Below are 20,640 nucleotides of genomic sequence, written 5' to 3'. Positions count from 1 at the left end.
ATGACTGCTGGGGCTTTTTCTGTCGCTGGAGTTTCAGCATTGATAACATTTGCTTTAAATCCATACTGAGTATTGATAGTATTTGCTTCACCTGCAACATCATCAAACGCTCTGTTACCACCTTGTTTTACAGTAGCACTTGCAATTTTTCCGCTATCATCTTTGAATTTGATATCGAATGAGTTTTCTTCTCCAGCATATACATAAACTTCCTTAGTATCTTTATTAGAGTATGGAATCTCTACTGTTGGTGCTACTACTGGAGCTGCTGGAGTTGCTGGAGCTGCTGGAGTTGTTGGATTTACTAGATATGCTACTGCAATCTTATCTTTTGATCCATCAGGATAAGTGATAGTAAGGTTCCCTTTTTCATCCACACTGTATTGTGAATCTGCTGGAAGACTTGGGTTAGCAGCTTTAACAGAGGCGATAACCTTGTTCTTATCATCTTCACTAAGATTATTAGAATTCGCAACATCTAATTTTGTACCTGCAACTGGTTCATACTTTTTAGCAACCTCAAGAACTGTAACAATGATATGTCGATCGATTTGTGCCCTATCTTCGCTTGTTGGATCTGGACTTCCAATAACTCTAAAAGTAATCGTCTTATCTCCAAGAGGTTGGTTCCATGCAACAGTACCTTCGGCTTTAGCATCGCTATTTGTTATTTTTGAACTGCCATTATCTTCTAATCCACCCGATGGTTTTACCCCTGCGATATTAAAAGCTGTTTCTTGAGTAATCCCAAAATAACGCAAGGCTGTCCCGGCAGCTGCACCTGTTAAACTAAGGTGATCTCCACGATAAAGTGTCACCTTTGTCGCATTGGTCATCATTTGTAACTGATAATAAGGAATGGTAGTCTTTGGTATGTTCTCAATCGGAGTTGGTGTTTTTGTAACCGTAATCGGTGCACTCTTAGCTGACTCTTTACCACCTGCTGGTGTTGAAGTCGCTGTAATCTCTCCTGCTGGAAGACTGTTTGTAGGGTGAACAGTTGCTACACCTTGAGCATTAGCAACAGCTTCACCGATCACAACACCATCTGTGTTGTAAAGCTTAACAGTTGAACCTGCTGGTGCTTTTACTGTCACATCAGCTGGCGTACTTGCTTTACCTGCCAAATCATTGACAATTTCTGGACCGCTAGTTGTTGCATCTGCTGCTGGAGTGGTTGGTTTTGGTGTTTCTGGTTGTGGTTTTGGTGTTTCTGGTTGTGGTTTTGGCGCTGGAGTCTCTTCTTTTGGAGCTTCTTCAACGTTACGTGACTGCCATCCTTGAAGACTTGAATAGCTACCTTCTTGCATATTAGAGATAACTTTAGCTGTTGTTCCAGCTTTCATATCTTTGTTCAATGCCAAATTGATCGTTGAGTAGAACTTGCCATCTTCACTTGAAGTAACGCTTGCAAGTGCACTGCTTGAAGAGTTCACTTTCCAGTTACCTGGAATAGCATCACGTTTAAGCCCAACTTCTTTAGCGTTGCCATCAGCGTCCGTGAATTGGAAGTAAGCTGCTCCTGCATCGTGTGGCACTTTCAAGGTAACGTTTCTATCATTTTCAACAAGATTATTCTGTTGTTTTGATTTAGATGATGGAACGATTTCTGAGTGACCTAGAGAGATGTTTACATCTGTATCAGCACTTTCTACACCACTAACCGTTTGGCTAACGCTAATCTTATCCCCAGCAACTAACTGTGCACCACCAGTAGTATTGCTATTCAAACCAAAATCAAGTGGGATTGACCATTGGCCGTTTGCTGCAACTTGAGTTTGCTTAGCAGTTTTACCATGACTCTTAAGATTGATGATAGCACCTGGCTGACCTGTACCTGACACGGTTGTATCTGTAGAAGCTACTGTAGGCACTGTAATCGTGTCATTTGTTTGGGTATAGGTGTTGTTCACTCCTGGTTGTGGTGCCAGTCTTGATGAGATATTAACACCACCTTCTGGGAATTCTGACATACGACTTTTAATAGCTGCTGTACCATTTAACCCAGCATTTTCTAGTGTGGTTTTTGCAGGAGCTGTTGCAAAACGAGCAAACAGATTGTGGTTGGTACCTTTAGTCACTACTCTATAGGTAATCGAATCAGGAATTCCTCCACCAGCATATGAATAATATTCCACTAAAGCTTTAGAATTACTCATAGAAGTTTTATAACTTTTATTAGGGGAATATTGCTCATTCAGTTTTCCAGCGTTAGGACCACGGTCTACAACATCAATACTTTCAATGGTATCATCTGATGCGACCAGCAATCCAAGAGTTTGCATACCATTATGAGTTGGTACAACATCGATTGTCCAAGCTGTTTTGGCTCCATCCACACTGTAGCGAACTGACTGAAACTGTTTGGCATTCTTACCAGAAAATTCACTTGAATTGAGTGATCCATTAATCGCCGCTCTAAAAGCATTATTCTTATCTAATGCTTTACCGTTACGTGAGTCGTTAGATCCTGTGTTTTCGATTGAATTAGATTCTGATTTTTTCTCAGTGTTTTCTGCTTTTTTACCTACAGTTGGTTGTCCGTTAGTAGTATCTACTACTGGAGTTTCTTTTTTCTCTACAGGTTTTGCTTTTAATTTAGTGTTCACTGTAGTTACAAGTTTATTGTAAGCTTTTTTAATTTCGTCTTGAGTTGTTGCGTTCTCTAGTGTGTCTTTCGCTACTTTTAGCGCTTCTTTTAATACTGCAACACTCTCTTCTGTTTTGCTTTCATATGTTCCGTTAGCTAATTTTGCTTCGATTTCTGCAATATAGTTTTCAAGTTTAGTTTTATCTAAAGCTTTAACTTCTTTTGCAGTTTCTCCACTTAATTTTGCCGCTACTGCTGCTGCTACGTCTTCTTTAGTAGTTTCTTTAGCTACTGGTTGTGTCGTCGCTACTGGTGCAGTAGGAACATTTTCTTTAGCTCCAGCGTTTGTTGTATTATCCGCTGTTGTGTTGTTTGATACTTCCTCACTAGCTTGAGCTACTGCTCCAGCACCAAAGAAAATACTAGCACCAATAACAACTGAAGCCGCCCCTACTTTAAACTTTTTAATAGAGTAACTTTCAACCTTTACTCCATTTCTTGTATCCTTTAAATACTTATTATTTTTTCCTATCATTTAGATTTCTCCTTCCTTATATTTCTTAAAAATAAAAACAATCCAAGATTAATAGGTGTTTATAATAATAATTATATATAATTATTATATTTTAACAGTCTCATTATACTTTTTGAACTTAAAATATAACTTAAATTATGTAAATTAAATTATGTAAATTTAAAATAAAAAATACAGTAAATTATGATACAATAAATTCACAACAAAATATCAAGAATATTTTTACTATGTCTAAAACTAATTCCACCAGAAAATACAAAGAAAGTAAACACCTAGCGCCCACAAGATATAGTAAATCAGACACAGAGAGGACGTATTATAAAATAAAGAAATGTCTACGATGAAGATTTTAAAAGATCAGTTATTAGTCTATATCAAAATAGTAAGACTCAACATATTATGATATTTCTTTAAGTTTTGTTAATAAATAGGGGAAACAGTATTCTGAGATTAAAACTGAACGTGAAGATGTGTTTACCACTAAACAAACAAAAAACTTCAAAAACGAAGTACTCAATTTAGAAGAAGAAAACCAAATTTTAAAAAAGGGGATTACCATCTTCACTCCACACTCAAACAAAGATTAAATGCTATTTTCACCTTTAGAAATCAACATAATATTAAGCTGTTATGTAAAGTATTCAATATTAATAGAAGCACATACTATAAATATATCTCAAATAATATACTTCCTAGAATCTAAGAAAATCAAATAATTTCTAAAAATTCATGGAGACTACGATAAGCGACTTGGTACATATAAAATTACTCATATTTTGTAGCGTGATTATGGTATTAAAGTTAACGTTGGAAGAGTATATTGATTAATTCAAAAATCAAATCACTCTACTACGTCTACTTCTAAACCTTTTATCAAATCGAGTAAAGAAAACTGTGAGGATACTAAACTATATAACCACTTAAAACAAGAATTTAATCCTGCTGAGCCTAATATGGTCTGGGCTAGCGATCTTACTTATATAAAAGTGAATGGTGTTTGGTTTTATTTATGTATAATTATGGATTTATTTTCTAGAAAAATTATATCGTGGAATATTTCTAATAAAGCTGATTGTAACCTATTATGAGCACATTTAATAATGATTACAATAAAAGAAATTCTCCTACTAGTCTTATGTTTCATTCTGATCATGGTACTCAGTACACAGCAGCTCCTTTTAGAAAACTTTTGGACAAATTTAACGTAATTCAATCTTTTTCTAAAAAAGGATATCCTTTCAATAATGCTTTCTGTGAGTCGTTCTTTAAATATCTGTTGCGAGCCTTTTTTAAGTATCTAAAGAAAGAGGAGTGCAATAGAAAAAATTATCACTCAATTGGAGAATTAACACTTTCTTTATTTGAGTATATTGAGGGATTTTACAATCTTAAAAGACCACACTATTCGTTAGGACTTATAACTCCTAACGAGAAAGAATTGGCGTTTTATGAACATTAAAAAAACTATTAAAGAACACTCCAATAATTAAAATAAAACATGGCAACTTCATAATGATACAAATTATACCGACGCCATGTTTTTTTAGTTTTATTTAGTTAATATTTTATATTCAATAATATTCTTTGTAGTAATAATAGCAAACACACCTAAACTTAGCATAAATAATTTTAAATTAACTTCTGAAAAATTTTTATTAATATATGCAAAAAGTAATATTACTACTAATGTACTTGTATTTCCTATCACTTTCGCTTTTGCAGGATGTATGGCAGGAAGTTTTCTAAGCAAAGCAAACACCCGAACAAATACTGTCATCACTAATATTGCTAATAATGTAAGAATAATACCTGGATTAACCTCTGTAAAACCGAATGTTAGAAAGTATATAAGTATAAAGAATACCACAAACCTTAAAGCTAATTCTATAATAGTTTTAACCATAATTTCTCCTCCAACTCCAAATCTACTATGTAGCTATCTATCTCTAAGGTAATTAATTTTCCTAATTCTGTAATTAAATCGACAAACTACAAAGTAAATATTAATATTTAATTATTTTTTCGAAATTTCCATAAAACCTGTACTCAACGTTGTTTATATTCTTATTGTATCAAAGATTTCTTAGTTTAGTTCATTTATCACCTAAAACGATGTTTTTCATACTTAAAACAATAAAAAAACTCGAGAATTCCAATCTTAATTAAGTTGGTTTGCTCGAGTTTTTCTTAATGTATTTTTATTTTATTCTTTAACTCTCCTAATAATTAATCCAATAGTATATTTCCACAAATAGGATAGAAGCTATAAACAAGAATGTAAGTATCCCTAAAACTATAGCGTGCTGTTTCCTCTTGAAATATAAATAACCGATAAATTCTCTAATGAAAGCATTAAGACTGAAATAAAACTTTGTCGGTGCTCCATACCCAATACATCTAAAACCTAAAGTTTTTGCTTGGACTAATGCACGGTATACGTGATAGTAATTCGTCACCAACGCGAAACTTTTATCAGCCGGAATAAATTTTTTCGAAAAAATAATATTTTCTTCGGTAGAAGTTGATTTATCTTCTAAGATTATATCTTTTTCATCAACCCCCTGCTCAAGAGCATAGTTTTTCATTGCAAAGGCTTCAGATACTACTTCATCGGGACCTTGCCCTCCCGACATGATTAGTTTACTTCCAGGATTAGCCTTATAAACTTTTATCCCTTTTCTAATTCTACTAGCTAAAAGAGGTGTTACTCTCTCACCTATCAATCCTGCACCCAAAACTACCACATAATCAATCCTTCTCGGTAGAATATTAATGAAATTTAAAACGCTAGATACTAAATAAGACATTGCTATACATAAAAAATATAAAACTACTAAACTGACATAAACATAGAGAGTATCTAACAGAATATTATCACGTGTGTAGGTAGCAACACGAGGCCAATAAACAATGTAACCTACAAGTAAGAAAAATGTAGCTAGACTCAGTAGATTCCTAATCCTTAATCCTTCTCTTCTAATAAGCATAAATGAATTGTATAAAAACAGAATTACTACTACAATCGGCAGCAGAGTGAATATTACCACTGCTATATAAACTAATACTACACCCAAATTATAGATAAACCTATTATCTTGTGCATGATGACCAGTAAAAGCTATTAGATAAAAAATAAAACTCAAACCTGTAGCTATAAAAATATTCCTAGAAATAAATTTCTTCTATCTAAATACAGAACAAATAAAAACAACAAAAGAAATATTACAAAAACTATAAATGAACCTACAATCATAAAAACCCCCTACTTAATACATGTATAATATAAATTATATTGTAAACTAAAAAACATGTCAATTGCACTTAAATAGCAACAATAACCATCAGTAATTCTTCTTTTACAATTATCCACACAACAAATAAAAAAATCGAGGAATACTAGATTCGATTTAACTATCAAAAGTTGTACTTTATCTCAACTTTCTGATTATAACACAATCTACTATTCCTCATATTATTTATTATTCAGTTCTTAACGCTTCTACTGGGTCTTTCTTCGCAGCTATTCTCGATGGAATAATACTAGCTATAAGTGTTAGTACTAAACTAAGACCTATTAATCCTATTGAGGCTTGAGCATTTAATGACGCTGTAAAACTCTCCACTTCTAATCCCTTAGCAACAGCTCTACTAATAGGAATAGATAGAAGCATAGTCACCACTACACCTACAGCACCGGAAATAAATCCGATTAATCCTGCTTCTGCGATAAAGATTCTTGTAATGTCTTTTTTACGAGCACCAATTGCACGGAGAATACCAATTTCCTTCGTTCTCTCTACTACAGATACATACGTTAGTATCCCAATCATAATAGATGATACAATTAATGAAATTCCCGCAAATGCCGATAAGATTAACGAAATTGTATTAATCATCTGCGACATAATTGTTGTCATTTGCTTTGCTAAATCCGCATACGTAATACTATATTTATGATAATCTGAGCTATCTGAACCATATTTCTCTGCTACTTTCTTGTTAAAGTCATTTATAACCCCAGCTATTTTATCACGATCATTGAAAGATCTTGGATAAATATTAATTGCACTCGGTGCAGTTTTTGCTCCTAACGTTGCAAGAACTTGTTCGGCAGTGTCACCATCCATCTTCTGATTAGTTATAATATTTCTAGTTTTGTCTTTTTCTTGTGCAACTACAATATCAGATTTAGCTTCTTTTTCTATCATCGCTTTTTGTAAAGCTCTTGTATAACCAATCGTCATCTGAGGTCTAGTAAAACTATCTTTAGCTTTTAATATAGCCACTACTTTAACCTTAGTTCCCGAATCATACATCTTAGTATCAACATCACGTGGAACAAAACCATCACCAATTTTTCTATAATAGTTATTATTATCTATAACGCTAAATTCTTTTCCGATAACATCTTCATACTTAACTTTTGTGTTTTCATCAAATCCTAGAGCTTTTATCGTAGCTTTATCAATTTCGTTATTCTTCGCAGTAAATAACACAACCTCATTATCGCTAGGATATTCAAAACTTTCTTTAGATGATTTTACCACTTCATATTGATTCATAATTAAGTTCTTATCTTCTGGTAATACGCCAAAAATATTATCATTCAATGAAGTTTGCTCTTGTTTTACAGCTACTACATCACCTTTTGCATTTTTAGTTAATGCTTGTAATTTATAACCTTCTGCAAAATCAATCGTAGAGTAATAATCCTTCGCATTATTTTGAATATAACTTATAAATGTTTCTCCATTCCCTAACGAATCAACTGAGTATAAATTTCTATGCACGTCTCGACGTGATTTCGGCACTAATTCCGAGGCGTTCGAGTCTTTTTCCGAGTTATCATCATCAACACTTAACCCAAAATTCACCTGATTTGCACTAATCATAATCGGCATAGATGATAAGTTTTCATTTTGCATCGTTTGAATATATTTATCCATCCCTGATGAAATAGACAATACTAAACCTATACTAATAATCCCTATACTACTCGCAACAACCGTCATAAACGTACGGAACTTCTTCGTAAGTAGGTTCTTAAAACTAGATTTAATCGCACTATTAAATGCCATCGCAGTTTTCTTCAAAGCAAAACCATTATCAGAGACCTCTTCAACTATGTACGGATTTGTATCTTCTTGAATCTCTCCATCTTTAACTCGTATTATTCTATCACTGTACTCTTTTGCAAGTTCCGGATTGTGCGTTACCATTATAACTAACTTCGTCTTACTTATCTCTTTAATAAGTTCCATAATTTGAACACTAGTCTTACTGTCTAACGCTCCTGTAGGCTCATCAGCAAGAATAATCTTTGGATCAGTTACTAATGCACGAGCAATCGCCACCCTTTGCATCTGACCCCCAGAAAGTTGATTAGGTTTTTTATAAAGATGCTCCGCTAAGCCAACATCTTCTAATACTTTTTTCGCCTTCTCATCATTTTCAGCATTTGACTGACCTGAGATAGATAAAGCTAATTTTACATTTTCAATAACACTTAAATGAGATATTAAATTATAACTTTGAAAGACAAAACCTATAGTCCCATTTCTATAACTATCCCAATCTCTATCTTTAAACTCTTTAGTAGAACGCCCCATAAGAGCCATATCACCTGATGTGTATTTATCTAATCCACCTATGATGTTTAATAACGTTGTTTTTCCACTTCCACTTGCTCCTAAAATCGAGACAAATTCATTTTCTCTAAAATGAATATTTACAGATTTTAGTACTTCTACTTCACTACCACCAGTATTATACTTCTTAACTATATTTTTAAGTTCTAACACTCTATGTCCTCCTAATTTATTATTAGACAAACTTAAACTTTTCACTACATAAAACTTCTCGTGTATGTAATTATAGCATACAATATATCCCCATTGAAAGAATACTCTCTTCTAGGTATACATGTATGCTACTTATTATAATCTATTACTAAGCTTTATATTTCTTAACCAGGTAAAAAGGTAAAACCGTAGAGAAAATTGCCGAAATAACTATTAAAACTAACGCTACTGTTGAACTAAAGAATCCACTAATAAATATAGCAACTCCACTAAAAGTCATATACAACGCGTAAGCTCTAACTACTTTTTGTTCATTAACACCTTTTTCTAAACCAAAAAGATTAAAATTGTATTTCCCCCAAAATTCTTTTTTAGGCAGATAGTTACCAAGTACAATAAACAATATCCCGATGACAAGAGCTGTTAATTTCGTTACATTAAAATTATTATCTAAGGCATATGCTATTAATCCGCCTTGAACTAGAACACTTATCAAAGGTACAATTCCCTTAATAATTAACGCACCTTTTTTCGGAGTTTTATCAAAATCTACAACTAATGAAATTATAACCTGAACTATAGCAAAGAATATAGGAAGTTCGACAATCACACGAGTTTTACTCACAAAATTATCTGACTCTCCTTTAGCATTGAAATGTACAGCTATTTGTTCAGGTAGTACATCATAATAATAAACTCCAATTAATATCGGCAATAAACAGATACCGACACTTAAAAACAAACTTTTTTTATCTACTTTCATCGTCTTTTCCTCCTAAACCATAGATCCAGACCAACACTTCTTCGAATACACTGGCATTTAATTCATAGTATATAAAATTCTTATGTCTAGATTCTAATATTAAACCCGCTTTCTTTAATTGAGTTAGATGATAAGAGACAGTAGCTCCAGATAGATTAAATTCCGAAGCTAATTCCCCTGCACTTTTCTTCTCTTCTTTCAACATTTCTAGTATATTTCTTCTTACTGGATCAGATATCGCCTTTAAAGTTTCACTCATCCCATATATATCACCTCTTTTTATTGCATATCGCGAACTACAATTCTATTTAGATATCTTTCTAAATAGATTATAACTCTACCTTAATATTAAAGTCAAGAACTATTTAGAAAAATTTCTAAATAGTTCTTAGAATTTGTTTAACACACCCTATCAACTGTACTATAAATTAAAAAATTTTTATAATCGTATTTTTAATAAATATAATAATATTTGTCTCTGATACTTTCATATTAATGTCTATTTTTAGGCTAACTGCCTTCAGCAATAGCCTCTTCGCTTGATATTCCTAAATAAAGATTATAACAACAACGTTGTAAGCGTATTATTTTTTATTAAATATATTTTCTGTATCATTTTTTATCATGTGTTGACATAATTTAATTTTCTGTTAAAATAAAAGTTGTAAGCGTTATCTAAAATGTGTTGCTACTTTTTACAATGTTATGTTTTAGCTGAATACTAGATATTACTACGTATATATTTAATACAATATTCTAATCTAATATTCAGCTAAAATATAAAAAAATTAAAAGGAGATTTATTATGAAATTAGCACTATTTAACTTAAGAGAAGATGAAAGACCATTTGTTGATGCATGGTTAAAAGAACATCCGGAGGTAGAAGTTGATCTACACGAAGGGGAAACAAAACATCTATTAGAAGGAAAACAAGGGGCAGTTATGTTCCAAAACAGACCATTCGCAAAAGAAGTTTATGATTATGCAAAAGAGCAAGGTGTAAAAGTTATCGCAAACAGAATGGCTGGATTCGATATTTACGATATTAAATACATGCGTGAATTAGGAATTAGCATGACAAACGTTCCACGTTACTCACCTAACGCGATTGCTGAGCATGTTGTGACAACTGTTCTATACATAAGCAGAAATATTAGAAAAATTTTAAACAACGTTGAAAAACATGATTTCACATGGAATAAAAATATTATTTCTAGAGAACTACAAACTCTTACTGTAGGTGTCCTTGGAACAGGGAACATTGGACGTCAAGCAGCAACTTTATTTAAGGGATTAGGTTGTAAAGTTATAGGTTATGATTTATACCCTTCTGATGCAGCTCGTGAAGTGTTAACGTATGTTGATAGTATCGATGAATTATTAGCTCAATCTGATGTAGTTACAATTCATGTACCTGCTACAAAAGAATATACTCACATGGTAAACGATGAATTCTTTAGCAAGATGAAAGACCGATCTATCTTCGCTAATGCGGCTCGTGGTGTTCTTGTTGATACTAAAGCTGTTATTCGCGCACTTGACAGTGGTAAACTACTAGGAGCTAGTCTTGACGTGTATGAAAATGAAGGGAATTACGTTCCTAAAGACTTCTCAAATAAAGAATTTGATGATAAATTGATGCAAGAATTAATTGACAGAGATGATATTGTCTACACACCACACACTGCCTTCTACACTGAAACAGCAGTTAAAAATCTTGTAGAAGGAGCTTTAAATGCCGCAGTAGAAGTAATAACTACTGGAGATTCTCCTAACATTGTAAACAGATAATATAAAAATTAAAAATCAATTTAGATTCTAATCAAGAATCTAAATTGATTTTGTAACATTTAAACATACCACTCTCTATAAGAGGAAAGGCCAGAAACTGAGTTTTTTAATTTATGCTTCTAGTCTCTCCTCTTCCTTATCTTTTATCACATTCTAATTTATAAATTTTATAATTTTATTATTTTGTAAATACCATTATTTATTAGTTTTCATATACTACATATTTTTATTTATTCTTTAAATTCCAGCTTTTTAACATGCATATACAAATAAAAGAATAAGAATATATTTTTTCAACTTAATATCTGCATCCTTGACGAACGTTTACAATATGATAAAATAAAAATATAAACAGTTAATAAGATAATTTTATCATTAAAATATTTTGGTATAATTAATATTATTTAATTTCTTTTCAATTATACTATTTGTTACATTTGATATTAATTATTGCTGAAGTATCTATATTGTGGGAATATTTCAAATTAAATAAATTAGCTAATATATCAAGAGTTGACCATTTTCCCAAACAATATATGGTATTGTTACATGAGTTAATAGGCAAGAGGATATATCTATATATCTCATGCAATCTATTTGATTGTTCTTAAAACTGTGGAAGACTCTTTCGACTTCCATTTTAACGACTATAAGACTATAGTCATATATTTCCTTTCGGTTGTTAAATTTATTTAACAATAAACTTTTAATTTAATGTCGGAAGCAATTCCGATCAATACTACAAAATAATAATTTACCCTAAATTTTATTTTGTGTTCATATAACGAAAAGCGGTCCATTACGGGCCCTTTTTGTTTTTACTTTATATTTTTTTCCTATATTTTTTAAATTACAAAGAAATATATAAAAAGAAGAAATAGGATTTTTTCCTACTTCTTCTTTAATTTTATATTAGTCGATTACAGAAACTTTTAAGAAGTTTGTTGTTCCAGCATTACTTACTGAAGTGTTGATACCACCAGTAATTACGATAGCATCTCCAACTTTAGCGTATCCTGAAGATTTAGCAATTTTCGCCGCTGTTACTAACATTTCATCAGTAGATTTAGCTTGTTCTGAGATTTGAGCATCAACTCCCCATACTAAGCTTAATCCACGAGCAACTTTAGCACTTGGAGTTACAGCTAAAATAGACGCGTTTGGACGGTATTTAGAAATTAATCTAGCTGTTTTCCCTAATTCAGTGTAAGTTACTATTGTGTGTAAGTCTAGATTTAGAGCTGTGTATCCTACAGATACCCCAATTGCATTTGTAATATCTTTAGATACAACTTTTTTAGAACGTTCTTTTAAGATACGAGAGTAATCTTGCATTTCTTCAGTACGTTTAGCGATTGTAGCCATAGTACGAACTGATTCGATTGGGTAAGCACCCGCTGCAGATTCTCCTGATAACATGATTGCATCAGTTCCATCGTAAATTGCGTTAGCTACGTCAGATACTTCGGCACGTGTTGGGCGTGGATTTTTTTGCATTGAGTCTAACATTTGAGTAGCTGTGATTACGAATTTACCAGCTTCGTTACATTTAGCAATAATATCTTTTTGCATGATTGGTACTTCTTCTGCTGGTACTTCAACCCCAAGGTCTCCACGAGCAATCATAATACCATCAGATACTTCGATAATTTCATCGATGTTATCGATAGCTTCTTGACATTCGATTTTAGGGATGATTTGAACGTGTTCACATCCTTCTTCTTTAAGAATACGTCTAACTTCTAGTACGTTTTCTTTTGTACGAACGAATGAAGCAGCAACGAAGTCGATATCTTGTTTACATCCGAAACGAATATCCTCTTCATCTTTTGGAGTAATACCTGGCAATTTTGTAGATACACCTGGTACGTTAACTCCTTTTTTGTTTTTAAGTACTCCACCGTTTTGAATAGTAGTGTAGATTAATCCACCTTCAACATCAACTTTGTTTACTGTTAATCCGATTAATCCGTCGTCAAGTAGGATTGTATCTCCAGCTTTAACGTCGTGTACTAATTCACCATAAGTGATTGAGAATTTTTCAGTTGTTCCAAGAACTTCAGTCATAGAAATGATAACATCTTTTCCTGTTTCTAACATGATTGCATCATTTTCCATGTTGTGAGTTCTGATTTCAGGACCTTTAGTATCTAAAAGGATAGCTAAGTTAGTTCCTGTAGCTTCTCTAACTTCTTTGATTGTTTGGATTCTTGCACCGTGTTCTGAGTAGTCACCGTGTGAGAAGTTAAGACGACAAACGTTCATCCCTAACTCTACCATTTGAGTTAATGTTTCTTTAGCTTCAGACTTAGGTCCAATAGTACAAATAATTTTTGTTTTTTTCTGTATCATAATATACCTCTTAATTTTTAATCTTTTATTATTTTAACTTATTTCCAATAAATTTTCAAATACTTTCCTAAAAAATAGTTATTTCCAAGAATGAAAACGTTTTTCGATACTAGATTGAAAGTTGTTTTGATACTTCATAGATATTTAAGTCTACATTGTGAACATCACAAAATACATCTTCAAATTTAGTACTTACAAGTTTATTATTTTGAATACCTACTGCACGACCTGATTTACCAGCTAGTAATAATTGAACAGCGTAGTTACCTAATCTTGAAGCTAATACCCTGTCTTGAGCTGATGGAGTTCCACCACGTTGAATGTGTCCTAGAATAGTAGCTCTTACTTCTTCTCCAGTACGTTCTTTTAATTCTTTAGCTAATTCTTGTCCACCCATAACACCTTCTGCTAAAACGATGATTGAGTGTTTTTTACCACGATCTTCCCCTGCTTTAATACGAGCAACTACTTCTTCGATATCTTCTTTTTTCTCAGGGATTAGAAGACTTTCACTTCCTCCAGCGATACCAGCAAATAATGCTAAATCTCCTGCGTTACGTCCCATAACTTCGATAATGAATGCACGTTCGTGACTTGATGCAGTATCACGAACTTTATCAATTGCGTCTACGATAGTGTTAAGTGCAGTATCGAATCCAATTGTAAAGTCAGTACAGCAGATGTCATTATCGATTGTTCCTGGTACACCGATAGTTTTAATGTTCATTTCATTACTTAAAGCCATAGCTCCACGGTAAGAACCATCTCCACCAATTACTACTAGTCCGTCAATTCCTAGAGCTTCTAAGTTTTTAATAGCACCTTTTCTAACTTCTGGGTTAGCAAATTCTGGTAAACGTGCTGAATAAAGCATTGTACCACCACGGTTAATGATGTTACCAACATCTCCTACTTCAAGTTTTTTAATGTTGTTTTCAACTAATCCTTTATATCCTTGATATACTCCATAAACTTCTAATCCATTATAGATTGCTGTTCTTACAACGGCACGCACAGCTGCGTTCATTCCTGGTGCATCCCCACCACTTGTTAAAACTGCGATTTTTTTCATGTAGTCTTACCTTCCTCATAATTTTATTAATTATTTTTGAATTTACCTATAAACAATATCATATTTTTGAGATTTTTTCTAGTAAAAACAGAATTTTGTTTTATTTTTGTTCGATTATTTTTGTTTTTTTACTTATATGTGATTTTGATGCGTTTTCCAGGGAACTTTTCCAAAAATTTTTGAACAAATTCATGTTCGTTATTAATTGTAATTGTCTTCCCTTTTGTAGAATCATTATCAAGCAAGGCTATTACCTTAACTCTTCCATCATCAACCTTATATTCACATAAAAGCTCTAATATTTCTTTATCAATAATTGTATAGATAGTTTTTATATTAGTTAGGCAATATTCTCTATAATTTTTTAAACTGGCAATTTTTTCTAGGATATACTGTTCTCTACCATTACGAAGTTGTTTTTTCAAAGTCATAACAGCGAAACTTCCTGCTTTTATAAATACATTAGCATACTTGAATACACTTGGAAAAACAGTAACATCATAATCATTTTTTCCATCGTTAACTGTTAAAAATGCCATATAATCGCCATTTTTAGTTCGTATCTCTTTTCTCGTTATGATTTCTACATAACTATCGCTGACTTCACCACCAATATACTGTAACGGTAAATAAGAATACTTCTCTTTTTCTACTTGGACTGGATGTTTTAAGAAGTATGTCCCTGTGACTTCTTTTTCCATTTGGATTTTTTCTGTGATTGAATAGTCTTCTATCTCTTCTACCTTTAATGTTAGACCACTTTCTGCAGACAACGCAACACGTACATTATTTATAAACTGCCTATTATCTGAATAGTAATCATTTACCTTTTTCATCAAAGTAGCTCGATTATAACCAAAAGTATCTAAAGCGCCAGCTTTAACTAATGAAACTGCAGCTTGATAATCAACCTTCTTATTCATTCGTTTTAAGAAATCATCTATATCTAGATATGATCCGAAATTAATTCTATCTTGGACTATTTCATAACTACTTCTATAACCAACATTCTTTATTGCGGTTAATGCAAAAACAATATCATTTTTAAAGACTCTAAAATTAGCCAAACTTCTATTAACATCAGGTTTTACAAGATTAATACCTAGGTTCATAAGCTCTTGTTTGTATTCATTTATTTTCTTCTCACTGCTTATTACGTTATTTAATAAGGCTGTCATAAAATACTTAGTATAATAGACTTTTAAATAAGCTAATCGATAAGCTAACATACTATAAACAACAGCATGGCTCTTGTTAAAACCATAATTCGCAAAGGTAACGATAAGATCAAAAAGTTTCTCGGCGACTTTTATATCATAGCCAGCAGCAACACTTTTTTCTATGAAAATACGTCCATAGTACTCAAGGTCTTCTTTTTTCTTTTTACTTACCGCTCTTCTCATATTATCCGCTTCATTGAGGCTCATATGGGCGAAGTTCACCGCAATCAACATAATCTGCTCTTGATAAACAATTACCCCGTAAGTATCTTTTAATATTTTTTCTAAGTGAGGGTGTGGATATACTACTTGCTCTTCTTTATTTTTCCTACGTACATAGACTTCTATTTGAGCCATCGGTCCCGGTCTATAAAGAGCATTCATAGCGACAATATCATTAAATTCAGTAGGTTTTAGTAGATTCAATTTCTCCTTCATTCCACTTGATTCAAACTGGAAGATACCTTCTGTCTTACCTTTTGCAAATAATTCATAGACCTTAGGATCTTGATAATTTATCTTTGTTATATCAAATGCCGGATTCTCTTTTCTAATTTCTTCAACAATACTCGATACCATAGTTAGGTATCTAATACCTAAGAAATCTATTTTTAATAAACCAACACTCTCTACGTCATCCATCGTCCACTGAGTTAAGTACTTCGTCATATTCGATTCGGCTAAAGGTGTATAGTTAACCAATGGTTTGTCATCACTTATTACTATACCGGCTGCGTGTACCGATGGATTTTTCGGTAGATTCTCTAAACTTAGCGCTATACTGAACCAACGTTTATTAATATTACTTGTATTAATAAACGTTCTTAATTCTTCTGATATTTCATAACATTCTTTTAATGTTCTTGTAGAGCTAATATTACTACTAATAAACTTCAGAGTCTGTTCATCAAACTGCAATATTCTCGCCGATTCTCTGGCTGCACTTTTCGATTGAAATGTTGTAAAAGTAATAATCTGTGCTACCTTATCAGAACCATATTTTTTTTCCACATATTTTATGACTTCATCACGTCTAGTGTCTTGGAAGTCTATATCTATATCAGGCATAGAAATACGCTCTTTATTTAAAAATCTTTCAAACAGAAGATTGTATTCCAATGGATCCGCTTCTGTTATATCTAGTAAATAACATACTAAACTCCCAGCAGCACTACCACGTCCTGCACCTACTAATATCCCATTATCCTTGGCATATTTCACAAAATCATACACGATTAAGAAGTAATCATTAAAGCCCATCTCATCGATAATCTTAAGCTCATAACTATATCGCTTTTTATACTGATATAAGTCTTTACCTACTAGCTTTTCCTTAACTCCTTTTTGAACTAAGTAATGCAAGTACTCTTTAGAAGATAACTTTTCGAATATCTCTTCTTTTTCTCCGCAAATATACTTAGGCAAATGATATCCTGAAAAATTCAATTCATATTTACAGCTATCTATTATTAATTTTTGATTAGCAAATGACTTCTCAAAAATAATGTGAAGTTCTTCATCTCCTGGTACCAAGATTTCTTCAAAGTCTTTTTGTTCTTTGACAAAGTCTTCTCCTGAGATAGTCGTAAGCTCCTGTATATTAAGTTTCTTATTATCGCGAATAGCACGACTAACAATGACTTGCTGATAGTGCTCTTTATTTAGATAGAAACTTGGTTTAGTATAAACAATATTATCATAATCACTATAAAGACCTATCTGGAAACTCTCATTAAAACCGAAATAAAAATCATACTTACTTAGTAAATTTTTTAAATAAGAGAATTCCATACTATCCCTAAGTTCATCTACAACAATCAAAACAAAGTCTTCTCTGTAATCAACCATATCATTAGAAAAATCTTCAACAGTCCACTCTTCTCCATTCATAAACTTTGTAGAAATCTCTAATAATTTATAAAACATCTTCTCTGTTTTACACAGTAAATTGAATTTTAAAAGCCCAATTCCATATCCCAAACTAACTTCTAAACCTTGAATTAAACTTATCCCTGATTTTTTAGCTTGCTTATGAGCTTTTATCGCTCCATACATATTCGGATCTACTATTACAACCGATTGCTGATTATCTTTTGCTAACTTTAAAAACAGACTCTCATATTTAATTGTACTATTCAATAAGTCATATGCACTATGTACTTGCATATTGTAATACATACTAATATCCTCCTTTCTTCGTTATTTTTGTTCAATTATATTATCCGCAAAGTGGGTTATATTCATCTTCATCTGACGAACAACCCATATTTTCTCCATGGTTTTTGCTCGCTTCATTAAAGTAACGATATACTCTCTTATTGTCATCACCCATAAAATAAATTGGATTGAATTGAATATATTTCATATTTCCTTCTTCATCTAGAAGATTTTCACAAACAACTCTTCGTTTTATAGATGCTACAAAATTCGTGTATTTCCCATACTCTGAGATATTTTCAACTTTACATTCAAGTGATAATATACACTCATCCATAATCGGCGCATCGATATATTTTGCTGGATCATACGTCATATCAGCCATACCGATTTTATTCTGACCTGAATGGAATCCAGCAATCTCCACCTTACTAAGTATTTGCTGACATGGAACGTTAACAGTGAATTCCCCATATTCTTTAATGTTATCTACTGCATTACTATCTGTTGTAAGTCCAACTGTAATCATATCACCTAGTGAATATGATGAACTACAAGCCGTCACGTTGTATTTCCATTTTTTGTCCTTATAACCTATTAATATTACAGGAAATCCGTAATATAATTTACTGGTTTTAGTTTCTAATTTCATCTTCTTCTGTCCTTTTTCTTATTTTCCTTTTATATTTAACCTTCCTTATTTTTTTATCTTTTCGCTATAAAAGCCAATGTCTTTTCATCTGAATTCTCTTCGTTATATTCGAAACCATCAAATTTGATCTGTTTCATTTCGTCTACAGAAGAAACTTTGTTTTTTATAAGTTCTGTTAAAAACTTACCTCTAGCTTTTTTCGATATTGTAGAGTGCACTTTTAGCACCCCTTCTTTTTCTTCCATAAAGCTAAGTCTAATAAATCTATCCCTCTGTTCTTTTGAAAATACCTCTTCAAATTCACTAGAAAGTAATGACACAACTAACTTTTCATCCTTGATACTCTTATCATAGTCTTCACGCCAGAAGTTTTTTAAAGACTGACTTGATATTTTGATATTTTGTAAAAAGTCTAATCTATGCTCTTGAATTAAATCATAAGCACCTATTACACCATATAAAGATGTTGTAATAAAGACATTTTCTTTTATATATTTCTTATCAGTCTCATCAAAACCAGCGCGATCTATATTTCTATACATCAAGCCATTGAATAACTCCAGTGCTTCGTAACTCTTCGCCGTTTTATTTTTAATAGCCTGCCAACGGGAAAATTCTTCCACAGCCTTCTCATCTTTGATTTTATAGGCCTTCGCCAGGTCTTTCACACTTAATTTAGCTATTGCACTTACTATTTCAGTACTTTTGTTACCTAGACTTACCTTTCCATGTGAAATAGCCTTCTTGTTCAATTCTTTGGCTGTTGGTATTAAGATTTTCATTATTATTCCTCTTCTTCAGGTAATTCTAAGAAGCTGTTTTCAATTAAGCTTTCAACTTCCATTAACACGAAGTTGTACTCTGTTGCTTCTACAGCTGGATCGATAATTAATGTATTAAAGTAACCTACAACGAAATCACGGTTAGCGATTTCTAGTTTAAACATATATTCACTAATTTCATCTACTAAAAACGCTGTTTCTTTAAGCACTTTGTCTTCATAAGTGTTAGCGTAGTGAACTGTTTCTAAAAGTCTACGGATTTCTAAGTCTGCGTGCTCTTTAGCAAAACGATCACGAATGTGTTTTGCAAGTTCCTCAGCTTTAAGGTCTTCTGTGTTAATATTTTCTTTTTTTAGTACTTCTTTTTCTTCTAATTTTGCTAATAATGCTGTTAAAGATTGGTGTAATGTATTCATTTAATTTTCTCCTATATTTTACAATAAATTTTTTAAAAGTTCTTCTATATATTTTATAAGAAAAACATGAAAAACGCTAATAATACGCTACATACACAACTACGCTAGATTTCAAAGAAAACTATATTATCTACTGTTATTTTATTATTGTAGTAGAACTGATCAGACCTAAAATCTACTACTGAAAATTATCACATAAATAAATACATTTCTCACTTTTTATTGTTTTGACAACGTTTTCTTTAGGTGTTATAATATAAGTAAGATATAATATATATTTTACTATACATTTAATATTATTATAAGATAGATTTGCTATAAAAAAAATTTATTATCAACAAATTAAAATAATCTAAAAAATTATGGAATTAATTAGGGAGCTTTGACTATAAGTTAATTTCAGGAATTTTAAAAAGGGGGATTTTATATGAGTAACGATGATAGATTAAAAATTATAATAGTATTATTAATAATACTTCAGGCTGTTGACAAATGCAGAAACTGCATG

At 32.0% G+C, this 20,640-nt stretch carries 14 protein-coding genes and 1 pseudogene; 3 read left to right on the top strand and 12 right to left on the bottom strand.

The window, feature by feature from the left end; translation table 11 throughout:
* On the bottom strand, nucleotides 1–3,125 hold a 3,125-nt coding region (locus HMPREF3186_RS06600), incomplete at its 3' end, for a YSIRK-type signal peptide-containing protein (protein WP_156438984.1).
* Between the two features lie 953 nt (nucleotides 3,126–4,078).
* Here HMPREF3186_RS06600 and HMPREF3186_RS09645 point away from each other — a divergent pair.
* Both HMPREF3186_RS09645 and HMPREF3186_RS09640 read left to right on the top strand, forming a co-directional pair.
* Nucleotides 4,079–4,213, top strand: coding sequence for a DDE-type integrase/transposase/recombinase (locus HMPREF3186_RS09645; protein WP_156438983.1), 135 nt, complete (start codon nucleotides 4,079–4,081; stop codon nucleotides 4,211–4,213).
* Nucleotides 4,210–4,584 (top strand): IS3 family transposase, encoded by a 375-nt coding sequence (locus HMPREF3186_RS09640; protein WP_084812674.1) that lies wholly within the window; start codon nucleotides 4,210–4,212, stop codon nucleotides 4,582–4,584. The genes HMPREF3186_RS09645 and HMPREF3186_RS09640 overlap by 4 nt, the downstream gene beginning before the upstream one ends.
* Nucleotides 4,585–4,674: 90 nt before the next feature.
* Here the strand turns inward: HMPREF3186_RS09640 and HMPREF3186_RS06590 are convergent, their stop codons facing one another.
* From HMPREF3186_RS06590 to HMPREF3186_RS06570, 5 genes are all read right to left on the bottom strand, one after another.
* Nucleotides 4,675–5,028, bottom strand: a complete 354-nt coding sequence (locus tag HMPREF3186_RS06590; RefSeq protein WP_060914477.1) for a hypothetical protein — start codon at nucleotides 5,026–5,028, stop codon at nucleotides 4,675–4,677.
* A gap of 316 nt (nucleotides 5,029–5,344) precedes the next feature.
* Complete coding sequence (locus tag HMPREF3186_RS06585) at nucleotides 5,345–6,199, bottom strand: YdcF family protein (protein ID WP_231724178.1); 855 nt, start codon at nucleotides 6,197–6,199, stop codon at nucleotides 5,345–5,347.
* Between the two features lie 405 nt (nucleotides 6,200–6,604).
* On the bottom strand, nucleotides 6,605–8,926 hold the full coding sequence (locus HMPREF3186_RS06580; RefSeq protein WP_060914476.1) for an ABC transporter ATP-binding protein/permease: 2,322 nt from the start codon (nucleotides 8,924–8,926) through the stop codon (nucleotides 6,605–6,607).
* Nucleotides 8,927–9,074: 148 nt separating this feature from the next.
* Nucleotides 9,075–9,689, bottom strand: coding sequence for a DUF1648 domain-containing protein (locus HMPREF3186_RS06575; RefSeq protein WP_060914475.1), 615 nt, complete (start codon nucleotides 9,687–9,689; stop codon nucleotides 9,075–9,077).
* Nucleotides 9,676–9,948, bottom strand: a complete 273-nt coding sequence (locus HMPREF3186_RS06570) for an autorepressor SdpR family transcription factor (RefSeq protein WP_060914474.1) — start codon at nucleotides 9,946–9,948, stop codon at nucleotides 9,676–9,678. The genes HMPREF3186_RS06575 and HMPREF3186_RS06570 overlap by 14 nt, the downstream gene beginning before the upstream one ends.
* Nucleotides 9,949–10,494: 546 nt before the next feature.
* On the opposite strand from HMPREF3186_RS06570, the gene HMPREF3186_RS06565 reads away from it, so the two are divergent.
* Nucleotides 10,495–11,481, top strand: coding sequence for a D-2-hydroxyacid dehydrogenase (locus tag HMPREF3186_RS06565; protein WP_060914473.1), 987 nt, complete (start codon nucleotides 10,495–10,497; stop codon nucleotides 11,479–11,481).
* Nucleotides 11,482–12,399: 918 nt separating this feature from the next.
* Here HMPREF3186_RS06565 and pyk read toward each other — a convergent pair.
* The 6 genes and pseudogenes from pyk to HMPREF3186_RS06535 all read right to left on the bottom strand — a co-directional run.
* Nucleotides 12,400–13,833 (bottom strand): annotated as a pseudogene (gene pyk, locus HMPREF3186_RS06560) (pyruvate kinase); the annotation flags it as partial.
* A 109-nt stretch (nucleotides 13,834–13,942) separates the two neighbouring features.
* A complete protein-coding gene (gene pfkA / locus HMPREF3186_RS06555) occupies nucleotides 13,943–14,905 on the bottom strand; it encodes a 6-phosphofructokinase (RefSeq protein ID WP_060914471.1) in 963 nt (320 codons plus the stop codon).
* Between the two features lie 128 nt (nucleotides 14,906–15,033).
* Entirely contained in the window at nucleotides 15,034–18,303 is a 3,270-nt protein-coding gene (locus HMPREF3186_RS06550; protein WP_060914470.1) for a DNA polymerase III subunit alpha, read from the bottom strand.
* Between the two features lie 40 nt (nucleotides 18,304–18,343).
* Nucleotides 18,344–18,934 carry a flavin reductase family protein gene (locus HMPREF3186_RS06545; RefSeq protein WP_060914469.1) on the bottom strand — a complete coding sequence of 197 codons (591 nt, stop codon included), beginning with the start codon at nucleotides 18,932–18,934 and terminating at the stop codon, nucleotides 18,344–18,346.
* Nucleotides 18,935–18,987: 53 nt separating this feature from the next.
* Nucleotides 18,988–19,716, bottom strand: a complete 729-nt coding sequence (yaaA, locus tag HMPREF3186_RS06540) for a peroxide stress protein YaaA (RefSeq protein ID WP_060914468.1) — start codon at nucleotides 19,714–19,716, stop codon at nucleotides 18,988–18,990.
* 2 nt (nucleotides 19,717–19,718) lie between these two features.
* Complete coding sequence (locus HMPREF3186_RS06535) at nucleotides 19,719–20,132, bottom strand: hypothetical protein (RefSeq protein ID WP_060914467.1); 414 nt, start codon at nucleotides 20,130–20,132, stop codon at nucleotides 19,719–19,721.
* Nucleotides 20,133–20,640: the final 508 nt, after the last annotated feature.

This window comes from Gemella haemolysans (genome assembly GCF_001553035.1).
GTDB classification, from domain to species: domain Bacteria; phylum Bacillota; class Bacilli; order Staphylococcales; family Gemellaceae; genus Gemella; species Gemella haemolysans_B.
This window is presented reverse-complemented; position numbering and strand designations above follow the sequence as displayed.

Bases quoted from the DNA above. Each gene is read 5' to 3' on its own strand.
- HMPREF3186_RS09645 (WP_156438983.1), top strand. From the start codon at position 4,079: ATGGTCTGGGCTAGCGATCTTACTTATATAAAAGTGAATGGTGTTTGG.
- HMPREF3186_RS09640 (WP_084812674.1), top strand. From the start codon at position 4,210: ATGAGCACATTTAATAATGATTACAATAAAAGAAATTCTCCTACTAGT.
- HMPREF3186_RS06590 (WP_060914477.1), bottom strand. From the start codon at position 5,028: ATGGTTAAAACTATTATAGAATTAGCTTTAAGGTTTGTGGTATTCTTT.
- HMPREF3186_RS06575 (WP_060914475.1), bottom strand. From the start codon at position 9,689: ATGAAAGTAGATAAAAAAAGTTTGTTTTTAAGTGTCGGTATCTGTTTA.
- HMPREF3186_RS06570 (WP_060914474.1), bottom strand. From the start codon at position 9,948: ATGAGTGAAACTTTAAAGGCGATATCTGATCCAGTAAGAAGAAATATA.
- HMPREF3186_RS06565 (WP_060914473.1), top strand. From the start codon at position 10,495: ATGAAATTAGCACTATTTAACTTAAGAGAAGATGAAAGACCATTTGTT.
- pfkA (WP_060914471.1), bottom strand. From the start codon at position 14,905: ATGAAAAAAATCGCAGTTTTAACAAGTGGTGGGGATGCACCAGGAATG.
- HMPREF3186_RS06550 (WP_060914470.1), bottom strand. From the start codon at position 18,303: ATGTATTACAATATGCAAGTACATAGTGCATATGACTTATTGAATAGT.
- HMPREF3186_RS06545 (WP_060914469.1), bottom strand. From the start codon at position 18,934: ATGAAATTAGAAACTAAAACCAGTAAATTATATTACGGATTTCCTGTA.
- yaaA (WP_060914468.1), bottom strand. From the start codon at position 19,716: ATGAAAATCTTAATACCAACAGCCAAAGAATTGAACAAGAAGGCTATT.
- HMPREF3186_RS06535 (WP_060914467.1), bottom strand. From the start codon at position 20,132: ATGAATACATTACACCAATCTTTAACAGCATTATTAGCAAAATTAGAA.